The organism is Manganibacter manganicus (assembly GCF_002075885.1).
GTDB lineage: Bacteria > Pseudomonadota > Alphaproteobacteria > Rhizobiales > Rhizobiaceae > Mesorhizobium > Mesorhizobium manganicum.
Map to the genome: position 1 here is coordinate 40282 of NZ_MDET01000034.1, position 22685 is coordinate 62966.

At 60.2% G+C, this 22685-nt stretch carries 17 protein-coding genes; 14 read left to right on the forward strand and 3 right to left on the reverse strand.

Translation table 11 applies throughout. The annotated features are described in order from the left end of the window. Window position 1 precedes the first annotated feature (1 nt). The 3 genes from BFN67_RS17580 to BFN67_RS17590 all read right to left on the reverse strand — a co-directional run bounded on the left by BFN67_RS17580 (window position 2) and on the right by BFN67_RS17590 (window position 3828). Window positions 2–1255 (reverse strand): GAF domain-containing sensor histidine kinase, encoded by a 1254-nt coding sequence (locus tag BFN67_RS17580; RefSeq protein ID WP_080920835.1) that lies wholly within the window; start codon window positions 1253–1255, stop codon window positions 2–4. A 252-nt stretch (window positions 1256–1507) separates the two neighbouring features. Beyond that, window positions 1508–2476, reverse strand: a complete 969-nt coding sequence (locus BFN67_RS17585) for a glycosyltransferase family 2 protein (protein WP_080920836.1) — start codon at window positions 2474–2476, stop codon at window positions 1508–1510. A gap of 20 nt (window positions 2477–2496) precedes the next feature. Continuing rightward, complete coding sequence (locus tag BFN67_RS17590; protein WP_425349802.1) at window positions 2497–3828, reverse strand: O-antigen ligase family protein; 1332 nt, start codon at window positions 3826–3828, stop codon at window positions 2497–2499. 391 nt (window positions 3829–4219) lie between these two features. Between BFN67_RS17590 and BFN67_RS17595 the strand changes: the two genes are divergently transcribed. The 14 genes from BFN67_RS17595 to BFN67_RS17665 all read left to right on the forward strand — a co-directional run bounded on the left by BFN67_RS17595 (window position 4220) and on the right by BFN67_RS17665 (window position 22661). Further along, on the forward strand, window positions 4220–4942 hold the full coding sequence (locus tag BFN67_RS17595) for a FadR/GntR family transcriptional regulator (RefSeq protein ID WP_080920838.1): 723 nt from the start codon (window positions 4220–4222) through the stop codon (window positions 4940–4942). Then, the gene (locus tag BFN67_RS17600; protein ID WP_080920839.1) at window positions 4939–5958 is read left to right on the forward strand and encodes a zinc-binding alcohol dehydrogenase family protein; all 1020 of its coding nucleotides are present in this window, start codon (window positions 4939–4941) and stop codon (window positions 5956–5958) included. Before BFN67_RS17595 ends, BFN67_RS17600 begins: the two co-directional genes overlap by 4 nt. Before the next feature lie 2 nt (window positions 5959–5960). Continuing rightward, on the forward strand, window positions 5961–6743 hold the full coding sequence (locus tag BFN67_RS17605) for an SDR family NAD(P)-dependent oxidoreductase (protein ID WP_080920840.1): 783 nt from the start codon (window positions 5961–5963) through the stop codon (window positions 6741–6743). A gap of 32 nt (window positions 6744–6775) precedes the next feature. Then, entirely contained in the window at window positions 6776–7750 is a 975-nt protein-coding gene (locus tag BFN67_RS17610; protein ID WP_080920841.1) for a C4-dicarboxylate TRAP transporter substrate-binding protein, read from the forward strand. Between the two features lie 123 nt (window positions 7751–7873). After that, on the forward strand, window positions 7874–8344 hold the full coding sequence (locus BFN67_RS17615; protein ID WP_080920842.1) for a TRAP transporter small permease: 471 nt from the start codon (window positions 7874–7876) through the stop codon (window positions 8342–8344). Further along, a complete protein-coding gene (locus tag BFN67_RS17620) occupies window positions 8341–9615 on the forward strand; it encodes a TRAP transporter large permease (protein WP_080920843.1) in 1275 nt (424 codons plus the stop codon). Before BFN67_RS17615 ends, BFN67_RS17620 begins: the two co-directional genes overlap by 4 nt. Window positions 9616–9630: 15 nt before the next feature. Next, window positions 9631–10329 carry an RraA family protein gene (locus tag BFN67_RS17625; RefSeq protein ID WP_080920987.1) on the forward strand — a complete coding sequence of 233 codons (699 nt, stop codon included), beginning with the start codon at window positions 9631–9633 and terminating at the stop codon, window positions 10327–10329. Further along, on the forward strand, window positions 10329–10670 hold the full coding sequence (locus BFN67_RS17630) for a UxaA family hydrolase (protein ID WP_080920844.1): 342 nt from the start codon (window positions 10329–10331) through the stop codon (window positions 10668–10670). The genes BFN67_RS17625 and BFN67_RS17630 overlap by 1 nt, the downstream gene beginning before the upstream one ends. Beyond that, window positions 10667–11893, forward strand: a complete 1227-nt coding sequence (locus tag BFN67_RS17635; protein ID WP_080920845.1) for a UxaA family hydrolase — start codon at window positions 10667–10669, stop codon at window positions 11891–11893. The genes BFN67_RS17630 and BFN67_RS17635 overlap by 4 nt, the downstream gene beginning before the upstream one ends. Before the next feature lie 451 nt (window positions 11894–12344). Next, on the forward strand, window positions 12345–16748 hold the full coding sequence (locus BFN67_RS17645) for an autotransporter outer membrane beta-barrel domain-containing protein (RefSeq protein ID WP_139789234.1): 4404 nt from the start codon (window positions 12345–12347) through the stop codon (window positions 16746–16748). 225 nt (window positions 16749–16973) lie between these two features. Continuing rightward, window positions 16974–17186, forward strand: coding sequence for a hypothetical protein (locus BFN67_RS24385; RefSeq protein ID WP_158083528.1), 213 nt, complete (start codon window positions 16974–16976; stop codon window positions 17184–17186). Then, window positions 17183–20416, forward strand: a complete 3234-nt coding sequence (locus BFN67_RS25090; RefSeq protein ID WP_158083529.1) for an autotransporter outer membrane beta-barrel domain-containing protein — start codon at window positions 17183–17185, stop codon at window positions 20414–20416. The genes BFN67_RS24385 and BFN67_RS25090 overlap by 4 nt, the downstream gene beginning before the upstream one ends. A 47-nt stretch (window positions 20417–20463) precedes the next feature. Continuing rightward, entirely contained in the window at window positions 20464–21237 is a 774-nt protein-coding gene (locus BFN67_RS17660) for an EAL domain-containing protein (protein WP_139789235.1), read from the forward strand. 509 nt (window positions 21238–21746) lie between these two features. Beyond that, on the forward strand, window positions 21747–22661 hold the full coding sequence (locus tag BFN67_RS17665; RefSeq protein WP_080920849.1) for an MBL fold metallo-hydrolase: 915 nt from the start codon (window positions 21747–21749) through the stop codon (window positions 22659–22661). Window positions 22662–22685 lie beyond the last annotated feature (24 nt).

Genomic DNA, 22685 nt, shown 5'->3' on the forward strand with positions numbered 1-22685 from the left:
CCTACTCCATCACATCGGCTTCGAGAAGTATCGGCGCCGCGGCGCCTTCGAGCGCTGCCTCCACGCAGACACGGGTGCCGCGCTCTTTTCCGGGCTCGACCTTAAGGTCCGCACCGATCAGTGCGGCGCGCGTATGCATATGACCAATCCCACCGCCTTCTTCCGCCTCCGTCGCCTGGTAGCCGACACCGTCGTCGGTGATACTAATCGTGAGTGTCGGGCCGGTGGCCAGCAGCGATACGTCGATCCGCTTGGGCGCGGCGTGCCGCACCGCGTTGTTGATTGCCTCCTGCACGATCCGGTAGAGGGCGGTGCGGATGCGCTCCGGCAGCATGTCAGCGGCTCCCTCACTCTGATCCTTGATATGGACGGCGATCGGCGGTGTCGCGCGGCTGACGCTACGGTTCAGATGGGCTTCGATGGCGTCGCGCAAGCCGAAAAGCTCGAGCACGCCCGGCCGCATGTCGTCTACGATGTGACGCAGTTCGGTTAGACAATTGACGATCTCCCGTTCGAGGTCCGCGAGTTGGGCGGCGCGCGCCACCCCTTGATGGTGTAGCGCGGAAATCTGCCGAACGATGCGTGACAGGTCGGCGAGCGTCTGATCGTGCAGATCCATAGCGATGCGTCGCCGTTCGCATTCCATGCCTTCGGTCAGCCGCGCCGCACCGACGCGCAGAAGCTCCTTGCGGTTACGCGCCTCGTTTTCCGCAAGCATTGCGCGGCGTGCCTGCTCGCTCTGGATAAGGGCATAGATGTAGGGTGCGACGAAGTCGGCGCAGTGTTGGGCGGCTTCCACGTCATCGGCGCTGTAGCAATCGGGCGTGTGCCTGCTGATGTTGAGCGCGCCGACGATTTCGCCGCGTGCCTTCAATGGCACAATGATGCGGCTGCGCAGGCCAGCCGAATAGATGGGCTCGTCAATGGCGCCGTCGAAATGGAAACGCGGGTCTTCCAGGGCATCCGCCGTTAGCAGATAGGCCGCCTCTCCACGCAGGACGGAACGGACAGGGCTGACATTGATCGACAGCGGAGCCTTCGCGAGCGCACCCCAGCTTGTATGGACGCCGGCCTCGTAGCAAACATGCTGCTGCCCATCGTGCAACAGGATAGCGACATCCATATGGTCATGCGGGATGATTGTCCCGATTTCGATGGCGGTTGCCCTGAATGCTTCCCCAGGATCAATATGGCCCGAAAGTGCATGCGATATGGCCAGCAAACGTTCGACGAGAGTGGTGGCCATTTTCGCCATGGCATGAAGCTCCTCCAGCAGTTGGTCCGTTTAACGTTGGATCCGCCAGCAATAGAGTGGCCATCGCTCTGCCAGTGTGTCAACGACGTGGCCACATGAAAGGCATCTGTGCTGGATACAACAATGCGGCATTCATTTGTGCGGCATGAGCGGAAGAATTTCGTGCCATTGCAGTCGCCGGTGAGGCTTGATGCGCGGCCGGTTGTCTGCTGGCCAGGTGATCGAGCCGGACTTGTCCATGTCAGAGGCAAGCTATTTCGATTTCAATACTCGTTGAAGTCTACGCTTCCATTCGTAGTACAGTGGATGGAAGCGCGGCATGGGCGGCATCAGGTCCTCGTTGACAACAAATGCGCCGTCATGCGCATCGAATTCAAGCTGCGCGGCGTCGATGACGCGGCTCCGCCAATCGGAATATGAAGACTGATCGGGCGCCTGGAATTGATTTGCCTGGAATTCGGCCGTGCCCCATCGATGCCCGCGTCGCCGCGCCCTTATCGCGGCCGGGCTGAACATTTCGCTCCAGTTCTTGACGGCCTCCGGCCAAAACTCTCCGCCATTCACGGCGTTGGCGGCACGCGTCTTCAGGCGGAGTTCTATCTGTGACGGCGAGCGGTACGAAAAATGACGGCACAAGATACGCCGCTGGTGTGACCTTGCTCTGTAAAGCAACTGTTCAGGCCACCCAGGCCAGAAGTGCTCACCCTCGCCGCGCCATGGTTCCATATGTTCATGACGAACGAACCTTGGTTCACTCCAATGACTGAAATAATGCCTGCACTTATCGGTAATTGGGACCTCGTCAGCAAATTGGCTCGGATCGATCTCGTAGCGTCGCGCCTCTTCCGTACTGAAATAGAAGGATAGCGATGCATACCAGACATAGCCGTCTCTTCTGGGTACCGCCGCGAGAAATTCGCGTGGATCTTCGACATAGAACTCGTCAGGATCAACCCGCGCCCACCAATCGCCGGGAAGGGCGTTTCCTTTGAATTCCCGATAAATGTAACATCTCAACGCGTCTGTGAACGCCAAGGGGTCTTGTTTCCATGCGACGATGCCGGGATCATTTTTGGACATCTCACACACGATCTCCCAAGTCCCGTCAGTGCTCCCATTATCCAAGACATAGATATGGTCGCACCATTGCCGGGCTGCCGTGAGACCTTGCTTCACAATGTCCGCCTCGTTCTTAACAAGACAAAGGCCATGAATTCGCACGTGTCACCTCATCGTCTTATCTATTTGGCTCCAATCTGCTGCCGCCAGGCCTGATCCGACCTATTGTCTTGCCCGCTCGACATTGCCGCGGCCCTTTCGGCTGCGCGAACCCTGCTGTGAACTGAACCAACCCGCTTCAAGGAAGCTGGGCTATGCAGTGAAAAGGAAATGATGGCAGTGGCAAACAGGATGAAGATGGCGTCGTTTTGAACCAAAAAAATGCTTTCGGTCAGGTTCATCACCAAAATCATGACCATGAAGACGTTCAACCATAACCAACCGGCTTCCGGAACGCGGCATTGCAGCGACGCACCCTGACGTAACGCGCGTGCAATGATCATAGCGAACAAGGCCATCCCGCCTAATCCGAAGCTTAAGAGCGTGTCGCGAAATCCGTTATGTGAGTGGGGAGCCATCCATTGAATCCGAGACCAGATCGCCCACGCGTCGGGATTGGCTTCTGTCCAGAACACTTGGTATCCATAGCCCAACATAAGGCGGCGTCCGATAGATGCGTCGACGAGTTCCCAAAGCGGCACGCGTCCGGTCAAAGTGGCATCCTTGCCCAACGTCAAAAGCACTGGCACCAGAAATTCGTGCAAGAGGATCAGCAGAACGACGGTCGCTTGGATGAAGACCAACATGAACACCGCACGGGCGAGGCCGTGCATCTTTGGTAAGCTGGAGTAAAACCAGATCAGGAAGCAGGCGCACGATGTTGCGATGATCGAAGTCATCGACATGGACCAGGCCAAGCAGGTAAGACTTGCGGCTAACAGGATACCTGCGGCCCGGCGCATACCAAACGAGCCATCCATCAAGATGATGAATGTGGCCGCTGCCAGTATGGACGAATACCATCCTAAGATGTTCTTGGTGACAAATGCGCCCTGCAGCATACCTTCTTGATCGATGGCAAGCGTAGGTGAGACACCAAGCAAGGCCAGGCTGAGCAAGATGCATAATCCGACCGTGGCTGTCACGAGAACGAGCAGTTGGCGGGGCGTAAAGCAGATCGCCAACATGTAGGATGAAAGGACGCTAAATAATAATCCTGTCGCGCGTCTCAATGTTACCGAAGGGCTGATCGACCAGAAAACGGAGACGAACGCCATGGCGATCAGCAGATTAAAAAGCGGGTTCCGGACAAGCGCAGTGATGAACTGCCGCACGTGACGCGAGAGGATCAAAAGTGTGAATGCGTAGGCGGGCAGCAACAGAAGCCGCAATTTCGCCTTGGCCGCCTCGTCGAGCGCTGCGTCCGAGCCGATCAGCATAAGCGGGAAAAAAGCCCCCGTATTCAAGAACAGACATGCGCCGGCGCCCCAGCATTCCACAGTCCGCCATGACATAACCAGACCGGTCGCCGACTTTCTCCTTCTGCTTCTTCCAAATTCGCGTCCTGCTTTTGCTGAAAGATCAGCCGACATAATTCTATCGCTCCGGCAGGCGGGCATAGCTATGTCTGTGTGTTCCCGCGGGGACTAACATCAATCGACGCCATACCGAGAACAACAGCACAATTGGGCGGCCCGCTTACCAAGAACGGATAATGGGCCGGATCTCCATTCAGGCGATTTCGGGCAATGCGCCGTCTGGCGCGATCAGGACGAGATAACTGAAGAGTGCTGTCGAAGCCGGAACAGAAATTGCTGCGCCTGGAAAGCACCCTATCGACAGAACGAATATCCATATGCTATCGATCGCCTCCATTGGTCCTATTGTTGGACCAATGGAGGAATTATGGTCCGCACAAGCGCCGTGCAAAGCATTGCAGAAATTCTGCGCGCCGACATTCAGCAGAACTATAAACCGGACGATCTCTTGCAGAACGAGCGGCTTATCGCTGAACGTCTCGGCGTCAGCCGCAACACCGTACGCGAGGCGCTTATTCATCTCGAAGCGTTTGGCATCATAGAGAAGACCCAGCGCGGCCCGCGGGTCTGCGCTCCGAGCGTCAGAGCTGTTTTCCATGTCATGGATCAGTATTTCGATCGCAGTCTCAAGACATGCCTGGACCTGCTTAACTTCCGGCGCATGATCGACATCGGTGCACTCTCGCAGGTGGTAAAGCATATCACCGACGCAGACGTGCAAACGCTCGAAGGTCATGTCGTTCAAATGCAGCGGTCGCTGACGGCGCGCGAGGACGCGCTGGCCGACTACGCTTTCCACAATGAAATTGTCCGCATTTCCGGCAATCATGTGTTGGAGACGCTCTACAAGGTGCTGTCTCACACGCTGGTTTTCTACATGGAGATCGGCAAGAGCAATCCAGTCAATCGCGAAAAAACCTTTGATGACCATCGGGCGATCATCACGGCATTGCGGGGCCGCTCGCTTGAGGCCGCGATCAAGGCATTCAGCGAACATTACAATTACAGCGAGCAAAGCGTGAGAGCAGTCTTCGAGAAGGCCGCGCCGCAGATCGCCGGTACGGACGGCCGACAGCAAGAGGGCAGATGATGAAGGTGCTGCGCATAGAAAAGGAAAACCGAACCCGTTTCCACGAAACGGCCCGGGTCGGCCTCGGCGAAGGGCAGGTCAGGGTGTCGGTGCATCACGTGGGCCTGTGTGGCAGCGACTACAACACCTTCAAGGGTTTGAATCCTCTCGTTGAATTGCCGCGCATTCCTGGCCATGAAATCGGCGGTGAAATTATCGCGTCGGGCGCTGGGGTGGACGAAACCTATCGGCCCGGCCGCCATGTCATCGTCATGCCCTATACAAATTGCGGTAAATGCTCGTCATGCCGGAAAGGTCGTTTCAATGCCTGCCGCCACAACAAGACGCTGGGCGTGCAGCAGGACGGCGGGCTAGCCGAAGAGATCGTCCTGCCCGCCGACAAGCTGATCCTCAACGACACGCTGAAACCCCGCCATCTGGCGCTGGTCGAGCCGCTTTCGGTCGGCTTCCACGCTGTCGGGCGGGGGCGCGTGGATGCGGGCGAAACCGTTGCCGTGCTCGGCTGCGGCATGATCGGCATGGGCGTGCTGATCGGTGCGGTGGCCAAGGGCGCACGCGTTATCGCCATCGACCCAAGCGAAGAGAAACGCAATCTGGCATTGAAATTCGGAGCTTGGCAGGCATTGCCCGCTGGCGGCGAGGAGTTGGTGGCCAGGGTAATGGAGCTGACAGACGACGACGGTGTCGATGCGGCCTTCGAGGCCGTCGGCTCGCCGGCCACCTTCACGCAAGCGGTCGATCTCGCCGGCTTTGCCGGTCGCGTTGTCTATGTCGGCTATTCCAAGGCGCCGGTGATCTACCAGACCCAGTATTTCAACTTGAAGGAACTGGACATCATGGGGTCGCGCAATGCCACATTGCAGGATTTCCGCAATGTCATTTCCCACCTGGAGACAATTGGCGACACGGCGGATCTGCTTATCTCCAAAGTCTTCCCGTTCGATGAGGCCGAGGCGGCGCTTCCCTATTGGGACGGCCATCGTGATGCCCTCAAGATCATCATAGAGCGGGTTTGAACATGGCGGAGAACTCCACGCTTGCATTGCAGCATGCCTTCGGACTCGCCGGCAGACACGCGCTTGTCACCGGGGGCGGCAGCGGGTTGGGTCTTGCCATCGCCAAGGCGCTGGCCGCAGCCGGTGCCAGTGTCACCATCGCCGGCCGGCGTATGGAACTGCTGGACAAGGCCGTCGCCGAAATCGGGCATGGCGCTCACGGCATGGGTCTCGATCTGCGTGACATGGCCTCGCTCAAGGGCTTCGCCACCGAGGTGGAAGTCGCGTATGGTCCAGTGGACATCCTCGTGAACAATGCCGGCAACACCGTAAAGAAGCCTTTCGAGGAGCAGACCGTCGAGGACCTCGATCAGGTCTTTGATGTGCATGTGCGCGGCGCACTGGAACTGACACGCTGCATCATTCCAGGCCAGGTGGCGCGGGGCGGCGGCTCAGTCCAGTTCATCGCATCCATGACTTCCTTTATCGGTCAGCCCTATGTCATCGGCTATACCACCGCGAAGTCTGCGCTGACCGGTGTGGTGCGCGGACTGTCGGCTGAATATGCCGGCCGTAACGTGCGGGTGAACGCCATCGCGCCCGGCTGGATCGACACACCCATGTTCCGGGCCGCCACGTCCAACGACAAGGCCCGCTACGACAAGATCATGGGCCGTATCCAAATGGGGCGTGTGGGAACACCTGACGATATCGGCTGGGCTTCCGTTTTCCTGGCTTCGTCCGCCGCCGCCTATGTCACCGGCCAGACATTGGTCGTGGATGGCGGTGCTCTCGTCGGCTTCTGAGCCGTTTTAGTTCAACCAAAGGGAAGGAAAGAATGAAACCTGTTTTAAAATGTCTTGTGGCCGCCGGCGTGCTGCTGGCTTCCAGTGCCATGGCGGTTGCCGCCAATGTGACCATCAAGGTCGCCTATGAGAACAATCCGGGTGAGCCGGTCGATCAGGTCATGCATCATTGGAAGGATGACCTCGAAAAGCGCTCCAATGGCGAAATCACGCTCGAGCTTTATCCGTCCTCGCAACTCGGCTCCAAGAAGGACGTCACTGAGCAGGCGATGATGGGCCTCAACGTGATTACCATCACCGATGTCGGTTTCCTTGCCGACTACGATCCCGATCTGGGCGTGCTGTTTGGCCCCTATCTGGCGGATGATCCATCCAAGCTGTTCAAGATCTATGATGGCGAGTGGTTCAAGAAGAAGTCCGAGGGCCTGAAGGCCAAGGGCATCCATGTCGTCATGCGCAACTACCTCTACGGCGTGCGCCAGCTCATCACCAGGAAGCCGGTGCGTACGCCTGACGACCTCAAGGGCATGAAGATTCGCGTGCCGAACAACAATATGCAGATCAAGATCTTCGAAGCGATGGGGGCAACGCCCACGCCGATGCCGCTGGGGGAAACCTTCCCGGCGCTGGCGCAGGGCGTGATCGACGGCGTGGAGAATCCGATCTCGGTTCTTTATGGCCAGAAGTTCCACGAAGAAGCCAAATATCTCTCCATGATCGGCTATCTTACCAACACCGCCATGTTCGTCGGCGGCGAGGCTTTCTTCAGCACACTGCCCGCAGACCAGCTCAAGCTCATCGAGGATACCGCCTATGACGCGGGCCTCTACAGCCAGAAGCTGACCACGGATCTGGACAACCAAATGGTTGCCAAGATGAAGGAGGCGGGCGTCGAGGTGATCGATGTCGACAAAGGTCCGTTCAAGGCGCTGACCGAGAAGGTTTACACCGAGTTCCCGGACTGGACGCCCGGTCTTTATGACCAGATCCAGGCCGAGCTGAATTAGGCATCGTTCCCGACGATGGAGGGGAGGCGGTATGACGGCTTCCCTCCGTCGCGAACCCAACCATCAGCCTTGCGCCTGAATGGCCGAGGTCCTGTCCAGGAACGCCTCTCAAGGAACGTTTCCATGAAATTCATAGCCCGCCTTACGGACTGGCTGGCGGCGTTGCCGCTATTCGTGCTGCTTGTGATTTTCAACGTCGCGGTGGTGATGCGGTATTTCGTCGACCGCCCGCTTTACTGGACCGAAGAGGTTTCCGGCCTGCTGATAGTCTGGATCGTCATGCTCGGCGCAATTGCCGCGGAACGGGACGACCAGCACCTGGCGATCCCCGTTCTCGTCGATCTGTTCGCACCGAAGGTCACGGTCCTTATCAATCTCGTCGTTTCGGTGCTGTCGGCGGCGTTCCTTCTTTACGTGGCCTATGTGGGCCTGATGCTGGCGCTCTCCGTGAAGTTCAAAGTCACGGGCATATTGCGGGTTTCCTACTTCTGGATCGATATCGCAATTCCGGCCGGTTTCGTTGTCATCGCAGCCTACATGGTGGCGCAAGGCGTTGCTCAGGCACGCAAAGCCTTTGCGGAGTACACTCCATGACCCTGACCGCCGTCTTCCTCATCATGCTTGCCCTGTTCGCGCTCAATATGCGTCTTTATGTGGGCATCCTCATGGCGGTCTTCGCCTATTTCGTGTTCTTCAACCCGATTCCGATCGCGATTGCCGTGCAGCGCTTCATCGGTCCCGCGCAGAACACCTCGCTGCTCGCCATTCCGTTTTTCATCATGCTGGGCACCGTCATGTCGCACACAGGGATCGCCGAGCGTATGATCAGAGTTTCCGATCTGCTCGTTGGACGCCTGCGCGGCGGCATGGCGTTGACCAATATCATGGTCTCCACCCTGATGGGCGGCGTCAGTGCTTCGAACCTCGCCGACAGTGCCATGCTGACAAGAATGATGGTGCCGGAGATGGAAAAGCGCGGTTACGACCGTGCTTTCTCCTGTGCGGTCACCGCCGCCGGGTCGCTGATTACGCCTATCATCCCGCCCGGCATCGCACTGATCATTTACGGCCTGCTTGCCGATGTCTCCATTGGCAAAATGTTCATGGCCGGCATCCTACCCGGCATCGTTGGCGCGGCGATCCTCATGTTCGCGGCCTATTCCACATCGGTCCGGCGCGGTTACAGGCCGAGCCGCGAGCGCGCGCTCACCGGCGCCGAGGTGCGCCAGACGCTGGGCTCTGCCTGGACGGCGGTGCTGCTCATCATCGCCATACTGGGTGGCATTCGCGCCAACATCTTTACCCCCACCGAGGCTGGTGCTGTCGCCGTCACCTTCGTGCTCATCATAGGCTTCTTCGTCTATCGCGAGATGAAGGTGCGACATGTGGTGGAATCGCTGGTGGATACCGCGAAATCGACCGCTACGGTCCTGCTGGTCATCATGGCATCATCGGCGCTCGCCTGGGTATTCTCGCTGGAGCAGGCCGGACAATCGCTGGCCACCCTCATTTCGACCATCACGGACAATCCCTATCTGTTCCTGTTGGTGGTTAACATCGTGCTTCTGTTTTTGGGCATGCTGATCGAGGGAACGGCGCTGATGATCGTCCTGGTTCCGCTGCTTTTGCCCACGGTCAAGGCGATGGGCATCGACCCGATCCATTTCGGCATCGTCATCATCGTCAACCTTTCCATCGGCACGCTCACTCCGCCGGTCGGCACGGTGATGCTGATGGTCTGCAACATCGCCAAGGTGAAGGTCAGCGATTTCACGCGCCAGGCAGTCAGCATGTATGCGGGTCTCTTCGCCTTTCTGCTGCTGGTCACCTACGTGCCGATCCTCTCAACACTTCTCGCCCAATAAAAAGGATTGCTCATCATGTCCGATCATAAACTCTCTTCCGACAAGGCGGTTTTCGACGCTCTCAGGACAGAACTCTTCACCGCCGTCGTCGGCGATGTGCTCGATGTCCTCGGTCATCGTCACCAGTTCCTGCCGGCGGGGCTTTCTCCGCTAAAGCCCGACATGAAGGTGGTGGGACGAGCTATGCCGGTGCTGGAGGCGGACATCTTTTCCGACGGCTCACCCAATGCCAAGGGACCGCTTGCCAATAAGCCATTTGGCCTGATGATGGAGGCGCTCGACGATCTCAAGGAGGACGAGGTTTACATCGCCACAGGCGCGTCGTTGCGCTATGCGTTGTGGGGTGGATTAATGTCCACCCGCGCACTGCATCTGAAGGCGGCGGGCGCCATTCTCGACGGTTACATTCGTGACACCGGAGAGATTGAGAAGCTCGGCTTCAACGTGTTTTCACGCGGCATCTACGCCCAGGACCAGGGCGCGCGCGGCAAGGTGATCGACTATCGTTGCGCCATTGAAATCCAAGGTGTCCGCATCGAGCCGGGCGACCTCATCTTCGGCGACCGTGAAGGCGTGCTGATCATTCCTCGCGCCGTGGAAGCGGAAGCCATCGAACGCGCGCTGGAGAAGGTGCGCACCGAAAGCGAAGTCGCGGTCGCCATCCGCGGCGGCATGAGCGCCTGCGAGGCTTTCTCGACCTTCGGGGTGATGTGATGGCTACGCCGGAAGATGCGCAGGCTGATGACGGCAGCGACGGCCGGTTGCTGCTGCTTTCGGACGAGGACAATGTGTTGGTCGCGCGCCAGCCCATTTCGGCGGGCGAGACCATACTGGTCACAGGCGTTCCGGTTCACATCGGAAAAGACATCCTGCTCGGACATAAGATTGCCCGGCAGACCATCGCCGAGAGCGAGAAGGTGCGTAAATACGGTGCGCCGATCGGGTCGGCGACCAGAGCGATCGCCTTGGGCGAGCATGTGCACGTCCACAACATGAAAAGCGATTACACCCGCACCCATATCATCGATGCCTCGGATGAGGAGAAGTCAAGATGAGCAGACAATCCGACGTTAAGGCGACCGAGCTTCGCGGTTATCCTCGCTCTGACGGCCGCAAAGGCATTCGCAATGTAGTGATCGTTGCCTATCTGGTCGAATGCGCCCACCATGTCGGGCGTGAGATCGTCTCGAATTTTCGTGGCAAGGACGTGCATCTGATCGGCTTCCCCGGCTGTTTCCCCAACGAATATGCACAGCACATGATGGAGCGGTTATGCACGCATCCCAATATAGGTGCCGTGCTTTTGCTTTCGCTCGGCTGCGAGAGCTTCAACAAATTCTCGCTTTCCAGGATAGTCGCGGCGAGCGACCGCCCGGTGGCGACGCTGACCATCCAGAACAATGGCGGCACGCTTTCGACTATCGAAGATGGAACGGCCTGGGTGGGCGAGCAACTCGAAGCCCTGAAAGCGGCTGAGACCGTGCCGATGCGCCTCGACGAACTCGTCGTCGGCACCGTCTGCGGCGGCTCAGACGGCACGAGCGGGCTCACTGGCAATCCGGCCGTGGGTCGGGCCTTCGACCGGCTGGTCGAGGCAGGTGCGACCTGCATCTTCGAAGAAACCGGCGAACTTATCGGTTGCGAGGAGATCATGGCCGATCGCGCCACTACTCCAGGGCTCGCCGATGAACTGCGCGCTTCGGTGGCCAAGGCCGCACGCTACTACGCCACGCTCGGCTATGGCAGCTTCGCACCTGGCAATGCCGATGGCGGGCTCTCCACTATCGAGGAAAAGTCGATGGGCGCCTATGCCAAATCCGGCTCCTCGCCGATTTCCGGCATCATCAAGCCGGGCGACATTGCGCCAACAGGTGGCTTGTTCCTGATGGATGTTGTGCCCGATGGCGAGGTGCGGTTCGGCTTTCCCAACATCTCGGACAATGCCGAGATCGTGGAGATGATCGCTTCTGGCTGCCATTTGACCCTGTTTGTCACGGGGCGTGGTTCGGTCGCCGGCTCGGCGATCTCGCCGGTCATCAAGGTCTGCGCTAACCCCGAGACTTATCGCAAGCTTGCAGGTGACATGGACGTTGATGCGGGACGGATTCTTGAAGGCGATGCGACGCTGGATGAGGTCGGCACCGAGATACTCACGTTGATAATGGAAGTGGCACGCGGTACCAAAACCAAGTCGGAGCATCTCGGCCATCGCGAGTTTATCCTGACCTACAAGAGTTTCGAGCCGATCGGGCCAGCCTGTCTGCCAACCGCAGCCTGACGTCGCGACGTCGATGCCGCCGTCGGCAACGGTGGGTTCCCATATGTTTCGAGCGTTGCTCGAGAAGGCGGTGCGCCGCAGCGACGCCTGCGGAGGCCGCCGTCCCGGCTTCGATGTCGTGCCGATCGGCTGAGTTGGGTGCGCTTCTGTGGTCCCGGTCCCGGCGATGCCGTTCCCGACGCCAACGCCCTGCGCCCGCGTCGAGCATGTTTTGCCAAGCAGAAAGACCGTATGGGGCTGTTCATCCGCACCATCGGAACCGCTCGCGCCGAAGCCGCGTCGTCTTCGCCAACATGGCCTACAACATGAAGCTTCCTGGAGCGCATGGGCGTCAAAGCGCAAAATGACGACGCCGTAGATTGCCTGACCAGAAAGGCAAGAACTGTCAAATCGATTTCGCGAACGCTGTTAAAGGCCGGGTCCTCAAGGCGGCAAAGAGGACTGATTTGACATGACGAAATCTATTAAAGAGAGGCAGCTTCGCCACTCCGTATCTTTGACGGCGCTGGCATTGGCTGGCGCATTGTCCGTGCCCGGTCTCATCCTGGCGCCGACATCTGTCTATGCGGCGGGTGGTGCGGGCGGTGCTGCTTATCGCGATGATCCGTCAGCTCCAGGCGGTGCCGGAGGTGTCAACGCCGGCGACGTCGGCGAGAAGGGCCAGACCAGGTCTGGCGGAGGCATTAATCCCAAGTTGGCGACCGGTTCCGGGGGCGGCGGGGGAGGCGCCGCCGCCGCTGGCGGCGACGGCGGCGATAACGGCCATGGCACCGCAGGTTCTGCGGGCGGGGCCGCCGGGGCGGCGCCCGGTGAAGATGGCCAGGACGGCAAGATGGCCCCCAACGGGACCGGCGCGGGCGGCGGGGGCGGCGGCGCCCACGGGGTTCAGGGCGCTTCCATCGAGATTTCGGAAGGCGAAACCGTAAAGGGCGGTGCAGGCGGCGCCGGTGGCGAGGCTGCCGGTACTACACGCGGCGGTGGCGCAGGCGGTGGCGGCTCCGGAGGGTACGGCGCACAGGTGGATGCGGGCGCGGCCAGCAATGCCGGGACAGCCCAAGGCGGAAACGGCGGTCTGGGTGGAGGTCATGAAGGTGGTGGTTTTATAACCAACGCAGGGAGCGGAGGCGACGGCGGGGCTGGCATCGGATTGAGCGACGGAGCCTCGGTCGTCAATACGGGAGACGCTATCGGAGGCACCGGCGGCGAAGGCGGGCAAACTCTCACTGGCATCGGCGGCGGTGGCGGCAATGGCGGTGCGGGGATCCTGGGCGGTGACCATGTCGCCATCGTCAATCAGGGATTGGCAACCGGTGGTGCGGGCGCTCGCAACGGGCCTGGAGTCCGCGTAACCGGCGCCAATGGCAATGGCGGCCATGGCATCTTCGTGGGCGAGAATGCCCACATCACCAACCAGGACAGCGGGTCCATCATAGGAGGTGTCGGTGCCGCGGGCGAAGGTCTGGGGGGCAATGGCGGGGCCGGTATCCGGGCATTCGATACCGTAACAATCGTCAATCAGGATTCGGCAACGATAACGGGCGGCGTCGGAGCAGACGCGGGTGCGTTCAGTGAGGCCGGCAATGGCGGTGCTGGCGTCACCGCTTCGGGCAATCTGGACAACAGCGCCACGATTTCCGGTGGCGTGGGCGGAACGGGATGGGATGGGATTTCTAGCGGGGCTGGCGGCGCGGGCGTCGACAGTACTGCTCTGACGATTCTCAATACCGGCGTGATCTCAGGAGGCGCGGGCGGCGCGGCGGCGACGACGGGAATCTCTATCGTCGGGGCCGGCGGTGTCGGCGTCACCGGTTCCGACCTGACGGTGATCAATTCGGGCACGATTGCCGGCGGCCTGGCCGACAACGGGACGGGGACGCAGGCTGCGGCAGTCGATTTCACCGGCGGCGTCAACCGGCTTGAGCTTCGCACCGGCTATGTCTTCAACGGCGATATCATCGCCAACGGCGCGCAGGATACGCTGGTGCTCGGCGGCAGCAGCAGCGATGATGTCTTCGACACAGGCTTGATCGGCGATGCTGCGCAATATCGCGGCTTCGACGCGTTCGAGAAGACCGGCACCGGCACCTGGACCTTGACGGGCGCAACGACGGCCGCAACTCCGTGGACGCTGGTCGACGGGACGCTTTCGATCTCCGCCGACAATCAGCTCGGCGACCCTTCCCAGCCTGTCACCTTCGACGGCGGCACGCTGGAGAATACGGCTGCCTTCGATACCACACGCAATGTCACGGTCGATGCCGGTGGGGGGACGTTCCAGACCGATGCCGACCTGGGGGTAAGCGGCATTATTTCCGGCGTCGGCGGTCTGTCCAAGACAGGCGCCGGCACGCTGGCGCTTTCGGGTGCCAACACCTACACCGGTGGCACGACGATCGTTGATGGCGTCATCGAGGCAAGCCGTGCCGACGGAAACGGCGTCATCGACGCCTTGGGCAGCGGCCTGATCACACTTGCAGGCGGCACGCTGCGCTCGACGCTTAATGCCGCCAGCACGCTGAATTCGTATCTGATCGCCGCCGGCACGACCGGCACGATCACGACCGCGTCGGGCACAATACTTTATATCAACGGCACTCGGGGGCAGTCCTTTGATGTCGACGGCAATGTCGTTTTCGGCTCCGCCATCGACACCGGGACGATTTTTTTCCAGCCGGCCGGCGTGCATCTAGGGGCCGACAGAACAAGCGAAGTGCTCATCGCTGGCGGCACCCTTGTCGCTGGCAACAACACTTTCGCCGACTATCTGTCATGGAATTCGAAAGCAATAAAGGTAGACACGGCAGCGACGCTCGATCTCGGTTCCTTTTCGACGAACATCTGGAACCTGCAAGACGGCCCGACGGGCGGCGGCACGGTAGACTGGCAATCTGCGCTTGGCATAGCGACCGGCAATTTCTCAGGAATTCTTGCCGGCTCGAATGGGCTCTTCAAACTGCTGCCGGGCACGCTGACGCTGTCGGGCACCAACACCTATACCGGCGGCACACGGCTTTTCGACGGCGTGCTCTCCATCTCGTCCGACGTCAACCTCGGCGACGCTTCCGGCGACGTCACCTTTGACGGTGGCACGCTGGAAAATACGGCGGCCTTCACGACCGCACGCAATTTCACCGTCGATGGCGGTGGCGGGACGTTTCAGACCGATGCCGATCTGACGGTGAACGGCCTTATTTCCGGCAATGGAAGTCTTACCAAGACAGGCGCGAGCACACTGACGCTCGAAGGCGACGGGTCGGGTTTTGCGGGCCAGACGGATGTGGTGGGTGGCACGCTTCTGGTCGGCGGGAGTGCGGGTTCCGCGACGATGCTGGGCGGTGTTCTTGACGTGCTTTCGGGCGGACGGCTTGGCGGTCATGGCACCGTAGGCACGACGACGCTTCATTCAGGCGGCGTGATTGCACCCGGTGCCTCTATCGGTACGCTGACAGTCAACGGCGACTTCATCGGCGACGGCGGTGTGCTGGAGATCGAGACGGTGCTGGGCGACGACAGTTCCGACACCGATCTTCTGGTCGTGACCGGCAATACGTCGGGCAATGCCGCCGTCGAGATCATCAATCGTGGCGGCACGGGCGCGGCAACTGTCGAAGGCATCAAGATCGTCGATGTCGGCGGCGCCTCCGATGCCACATTCTCGCTTTTGGGCGACTATATCATGAACGGTGAGCAGGCCGTGGTCGTCGGGGCCTATGGCTATACTCTGCACAAGAACGGCGTCAGCACGCCCGACGACGGCGACTGGTATCTTCGCTCAGGCCTGATTGATCCGGGTGGTCCGACAGATCCAGCTGATCCGGTCTTTCAGCCGGGCGCGCCGATCTATGAGGTCTATGGGCAGCTGCTGCAGGGACTGAACGGAGTTTCCACGCTGCGGCAGCGTGTCGGCAACCGCTACTGGACGGGGGCCGGTAATGGAAGTGTGGCGCAGGGCGACGGACCGGGTACAGTTGAAGCTGAGCCGATGCCATCGGCCGGCGGCGGCGTGGCAATGGATGCCCGCGGCATCTGGGCGCGCATCGAAGGCGCTCATGGCCATTACGAGCCAAAGAGCTCGACAGGCTCGGCCGACTATGATCTCGACACCTTCAAGATGGAGACCGGCATCGATGGCCAGTTCTATAAAAGCGAAGCCGGCAGGCTGATCGGCGGGGTGACTGTGCATTACGGCCATGCCTCGGCCGATATTTCCTCGCCCTACGGCACGGGATCGATCGACACTGACGGTTATGGACTTGGCGCCACGCTGACCTGGTATGGCCAGAACGGCTTCTATCTGGACGGCCAGGCGAGGGCGACCTGGTACGACAGCGACCTGACCTCGGATACGCTCGGGAGAAGGCTTGCCGACGGCAATGACGGGTTCGGCTATGCCTTCAGTGCCGAGACCGGCAAGCGCATCGACCTCAACGCCAACTGGACGCTGACGCCGCAGGCGCAACTGGTCTATTCCAGTGTCGACTTCGACAGCTTCACCGATCCTTTCGGCGCAGGTGTGACGCTCGACAGCGGCGACAGCTTAAGGGGCCGGCTCGGCCTTGCCGCCAGCTATGAGAGCGCATGGCTGGGCGATACCGGCAAGATCAGCCGCAGCCATGTCTATGGCATCGCCAACCTCTATCACGAGTTCCTCGACGGCAGCGTGACCGACGTGGCGGGCATCAAGTTCTCCAACGAGAACGAGCGGACATGGGGCGGCATCGGCGCCGGCGGCAGCTACAACTGGAACGACGATAAATACGCGCTCTATGGCGAGGTCTCGCTCAACACCAGTCTCAGCAACTTCGCCGACAGCTACACACTCAACGGCACCGCCGGCTTCAGGGTCAGGTTCTAAAGGGGGAAGGGGCAGATGGAGGCCCGCCATACGCAAGGTGGGCCTCCAGTATGAAAAAACAAATCGAGATGCCTGCCCGCCTCGATGAGCGATACGGAGAAAATTCCATGACAGGTCGCAATCGCAGTTCACGCCTGAATACACGTGCGCTTCTGTATTCGACAGCGCTATCGATGCTGCTGCTGTCAGGGTCGCTGTCGCTCGCGCTTGCCGATGGTGGTGCCGGTGGAGACGGAGCGTCCGGCGGCGGAGCAGGAGGCACGCTGGAGAATCCTCAGGGCGGCGACGGAGGATCGCACCCGCTTAATGGAGGTGGCGGCGGTGGTGGTGGTGCTGGCGGCGGTGGCGGTGGTCGAGGCGGCAGCTCTGGCAGCGGCGATGGAGGTGATGGAGGAGAGCACGGTTTTGTTGGAGGAAGCCTGCCAGCCTCCGACGTGACTGGTGCAGCCGGTGGAAACGGTGGAGACGGGTGGAACCTTGGCGGCGGATATGGTGGCGGTGGCGGTGGCGGCGGCGCTGGCGGCTATGGAGCCATCCTGGACAGCGGCGGTACGGCCGCCGTCGCCATCGGGCAAACGGTTTTCGGTGGCAGCGGTGGAAATGGCGGCAGTGGTGGAGCTGAAGCCGAAGGTGGTGGCGGTGGCGATGGCGGCCTGGGTGTCTCCTTCTCGGGTGAGTCGCTGACGAATGAAAGCATGATCGGCGGCGGCGCAGGCGGCGACGGCGGGGGTAGCGCCGGCGGCCCGGGTGGCCTGGGCGGTGATGGTGGCGTGGGTCTGTCCTTTGTCGGTGAGATACTGACGAACTCTGGCACGATCAGCGGTGGCTCAGGCGGCGACGGTGGACTTGGTGACGACTTCTCGGACAATGGCGTGGCGGGCCGCGGCGGCGACGGCGGCATGGGCGTCTCCTTTTCGGGTGACGCGCTGACTAATACAGGAACGATCAGCGGTGGCGCGGGCGGTGACGGCGGCTACGGTCCGGAAAACCTGGCAGGCGACGGCGGCGTCGGCATTTCCATGGATGCCGGAACCTTGACGAACACGAACAGCATCGCGGGCGGCGCGGGTGGCGTGGTTGACGGTGACGATAGCGCCTATGGCATGGGCGGTGCGGGCATTGTCGGCGCGGATCTCGCTATCATCAATTCCGGCGCGATTTCGGGCGGCCTGGCTGGTGACGGGGCAACGCGCGCCGATGCCATCACCTTTACCGGCGGCAATAACCGGCTTGAACTGCAAGCCGGTTCGGCGATCACCGGCAATGTAGATGCCAGTTCGTCCGCCAGCGCGACATTTGCCCTGGGCGGAGCAGATGACTTCACATTCGACGCCAGCGCGTTCGGAACATCTTTTCTCGGCTTCACCGACTTCGAGAAGATCGGGACAAGCAAATGGTCGCTGACCGGGGCGGCGACGGCCACCATGCACTGGAAGGTTGATGAGGGCGTGCTTTCGATTACAGATGCGGCCAGCCTCGGTAATCCCGACGGATCGCTGACTTTCAATGGCGGAACGCTGCAGGTCGACGCCAGTGAGAGCCTCTCGCAGGCCATCTGGTTGGAGGCAGGAGGGGGCACGCTCGAGACCGGCTCGACTTCATGGGTTGAACTGGGAGGTGATATTACCGGCCTTGGGGAGATGACCAAGACAGGGGAAGGCGCGCTTTTCCTTTCCGGCAACAACGACTATTCGGGCGCGACCCATGTGCAGGGGGGGGCTCTCCTTACCCTCACCGACACGGGTCTGTCGAAGAATTCAGCCTACACCCTGGATGCAGGTACGACCCTCGTCGTCGAAGCTGGCATTGGTGCCTCCATCGGTTCGCTTGCCGGCGCGGGCACTGTAGGCGCCGGCGCGCTGCTTACAGGGCCTGCCTCCCTCACCACGGGGTTCGACGATACGGACACGACATTTTCGGGCACGATCACCGATGGTACTGGTCCCCTGTCGCTGACCAAGACCGGTACCGGCGCCTTCACGCTGTCCGGCGTCAACACCTATACCGGCTCCACGGTTATCGATGATGGTGTTCTGGCAATCGCCGACGGTGGTTCGATCGTCAGCGACGTGACGGTGAATGATGGGCTGCTTCGCGTCAATGGCACCGCGGCAGGCGTGACAGTCAACGCCGGTGCGGTGCTTGGCGGTTCAGGCACCGTCGGAGCGACCACCATCATGGCCGGCGGCATTCATGCACCGGGCAATTCACCGGGAACGCAGACGATCGACGGCAATTATGCCAATCACGGCACGCTGGAGGTCGAAGTCACGCCGACCCTGTTCGACCGTTTGGTGGTGAACGGCACTGTCGATATCAGCGGTGCGACGCTCTCGCTGCTTCTGTCTCCCGACAGCGCCTCGGACTGGAATATAGACAACGGCCCCTTCACCATTATCGCCAATGACGGGGCGGATGCGGTTACCGGCACCTTCAACCCGGTGACCAAGAATCTTCTCTTCCTCGATGAGAGCCTCGACTATGCTGGTGGCGACGGCAACGACGTGACGCTGGAACTCACCCGTAACGATGTCGACTTCGACAGCGTGGCCGAAACCCGCAACCAGAAGGCGACCGCCGGTGGGATCGACAGCCTCGGCAATGGCAGCCCGATCTGGAACGCCATCGCCATGCAGACGGACGAGGACGTGACACGCGCCGCCTTCGACCAGCTGTCGGGCGAGATCCATGCTTCGGTGAAGTCGGCGCTGATCGAGGACAGCCATTTTGTCCGTGATGCGGTCAACAACCGCATCCGCTCGGCCTTCGGCGATGCCACGGGCACGGACATGCCTCTGCTCGCCTACGGGCCCGACGGTGCACGGCCGGTCTTAGCCGACGACATCGGCCCGGTCGGCTGGGGGTATGCCTTCGGCTCCTGGGGTTCCTTCGACAGCGACGGCAATGCGGCGGACATGGATACCTCCACCGGCGGCTTTTTGACTGGCATCGATGGCGCGGTCGCCTCAAACATCCGCCTCGGCCTGCTTGCCGGCTATAGCCATTCCTCCTTCGACGTCGATGATCGTGCGTCCTCCGGTTCGAGCGACAATTATCATCTCGGCCTCTATGCCGGTGGCAAGTGGGATGCGTTGCGCCTGTCAGGCGGCCTTGCCTATACATGGCACGATATCGAGACGAACCGTTCGGTTGCCTTTCCTGGCTTCAGTGACAGCCTCAAGGGCGACTATAATGCCGGTACCTTCCAGGCTTTTGGCGAACTCGGCTACAAGATCGATGCAGGCGCGGTCTCCTTCGAGCCCTTCGCCAATCTCGCCTATGTCAGTCTCAACACGGACGGTTTTACGGAAAAGGGTGGCGCTGCGGCGCTCCATGTCCGCGGCGGGACCACCGACGCCACCTTCACCACGCTCGGCATCCATCTGTCATCAGCCTTCGACCTCGGCGGCATGAAGGCAAAGGCGCATGGCACGCTCGGCTGGCGGCATGCCTTCGGCGACACCACGCCGCTGTCCGCCGGTGCCTTTGCCGGCTCCGACGCCTTCACCGTCGCCGGAACCCCCATCGCCGAGGACGCAGCCGTCATCGAGGCCGGCCTCGACCTCGACATCACCGACAACGCAACACTCGGCATCGCCTATCGCGGACAGATCGCCAGTAACGAACGCCAACATGGCCTAACAGCAAAACTAGGTGTCAGATTTTGATCAGGCACAATCAAATAGACGCGAACGCAGACCTGGAGCCATGGGGATTGCGAAGCCTTCGCCGGGCAGATGAGGTATCGAGCGCCGCCGCGGTGATTGCAGCAATGGCCGATGGCCGGATAGGCTACGCGCTTCAGCCTGTAAGATGTATTGAGAGGCCGCATTCCGAATTGTATCGCGAATGTCTGGTTCGTCTTGTCGACGAGGCCGGCAGCGTGCGGGGGCCTTTCCATTTCGTGCCGCAACTTGAAGCGTGCGGTGCTATCGGGCTGCTTGATGAGCACATGATCAGGTTGGCTCTGGAGGAACTCGAAACTTCGGCCGGGGCTATTCTGGGCTGCAATATATCCGTAGACACCATGCAAAACGCGTCTGCCTGGTCGCGCATTCGTGACAATATTTTGTCTCGGCCAGAGCTTGCATCCCGCTTGATAATCGAGATCACCGAGACGCATCCGGCGAAAAATGTAGAAAAACTCCTGATCAATATTGCCGAAGCGCGGGCTTTGGGTTGCCGCATCGCCATCGATGATTTTGGCGCAGGCTTCTTTTCGCCTTCGTTGCTCCTGCGTCTTGACGTCGACATCGTCAAGGTCGACGCATCCATATTGTGGACGATTCGCAAGGGTGGTGCAGGCGCAAACACCTTGCGCCATATTGTCGGTTTTGCAGCGTGTGTTGCACCAATCGTTGTTCTTGAGGGTGTCGAACTCGACGAGCATCTCGAACTCGCCTGTGAAGCCGGCGCAACGCATGTGCAGGGTTATCTGATTGCAAAACCGCTGGTGCACAGACTGCCCGGCGGCCTCATACCTGCGTAAGAGGCAACACGTACCGGTCTGGCGCTTGAGAAGCGCCTGATGGGCCACGCTGTCGGGCTAATCCGGTGACGCCACCGGCCGCAAATGTCTTCCATGGGGCGAAGGCAAGGGGGAAACGCGCGACATTTTAGACCGGGCGACACGAAAACGCGATTGTGCGGCAAGTTGATTTTGTTGGCGCAAGAACAATCAAACCTCTCCTGCGAGAGATGCTAAGCTTGCGCTAATATATGTGCGTGGACTCTGAGCGGGGCCACGCGTTCGATTGCAGGAGGGCGATATCCTCCCTTGGTTGAGAAACTACATGAGCCTCCGTATCAGTTACCGGGCCTTTGAGAATGGAAAACTTGGTCGGCCCCGTCTTTCCGTTCGGTCGGCTCCGAGGGTTCCTCAGAGACCGGCCACGGAACCTCTCGGCAATTATTGGAAAGATATGGACGACCTGTGCCTCGAAAGACGGCACAGATCCGCAAGGATTGGTGCTATAAATTTACTGGGGAACAAGAAAAATGACCGCCATGAGACCAGAAGTTATGGCATTTTACGATCAATCAACGGGGTCTATCCAGTATATCGTCACCGATCCTGTCACGCGTCGATGTGCGATCATCGATCCCGTTCTTGATTTTGACGCACGATCCGGCGCTGTATCAACGATGAATGCCGACGCGTTGGCCGAATACATTGAACGTGAGCAACTAACGCTTGAATGGATCCTCGATACACATCCGCATGCCGATCATTTTTCTGCCGCGGCCTACCTGAAGGCGATGACCGGTGTGCCGACCGCCATCGGCAAGCATGTCATCGACATGCAGGCCCTTTGGAAAGATATTTACAACCTGCCGGACTTCATCACCGATGGGTCGCAATGGGACAGGTTGTTCGACGATGGCGACACGTTCTGGATTGGTATGCTGCCCGTTAAGGTGCTGTATTCGCCGGGGCACACACTCGCTTCCATCACTTATCTGATTGGCGATTGCGCGTTCGTACATGACACGCTGTTCATGCCGGACAGCGGAACCGCACGGTGCGATTTTCCTGGCGGAAGTGCGGCCAGCCTGTGGACTTCAATCCAGAAAATTCTGGCGCTCCCAGACGAATTCCGGGTGTTTGTCGGGCATGACTATTGCCCCGACGGTCGTGCGCCACGTTGGGCAAGTACGGTTGCCGAACAAAAGGCAACGAACATCCATCTGGCAAGGTGTCGGACGGAGAAAGATTTCATTGTTTTGAGAGAGGCGCGCGACCGAACCTTACCGATGCCTCGACTTATCCTGTTTGCTCTGCAGGTGAACATATGCGGCGGGCAATTGCCGGCGCCCGAGTCGAATGGCAAGCGGTACCTCAAGTTCCCACTCGACAATGCCGCACTCACAGGCTCAGTGGAAATCAAGGATAGAGCCATACCGCACAAGTGATGACACCGCCACCGCCGGAACGGC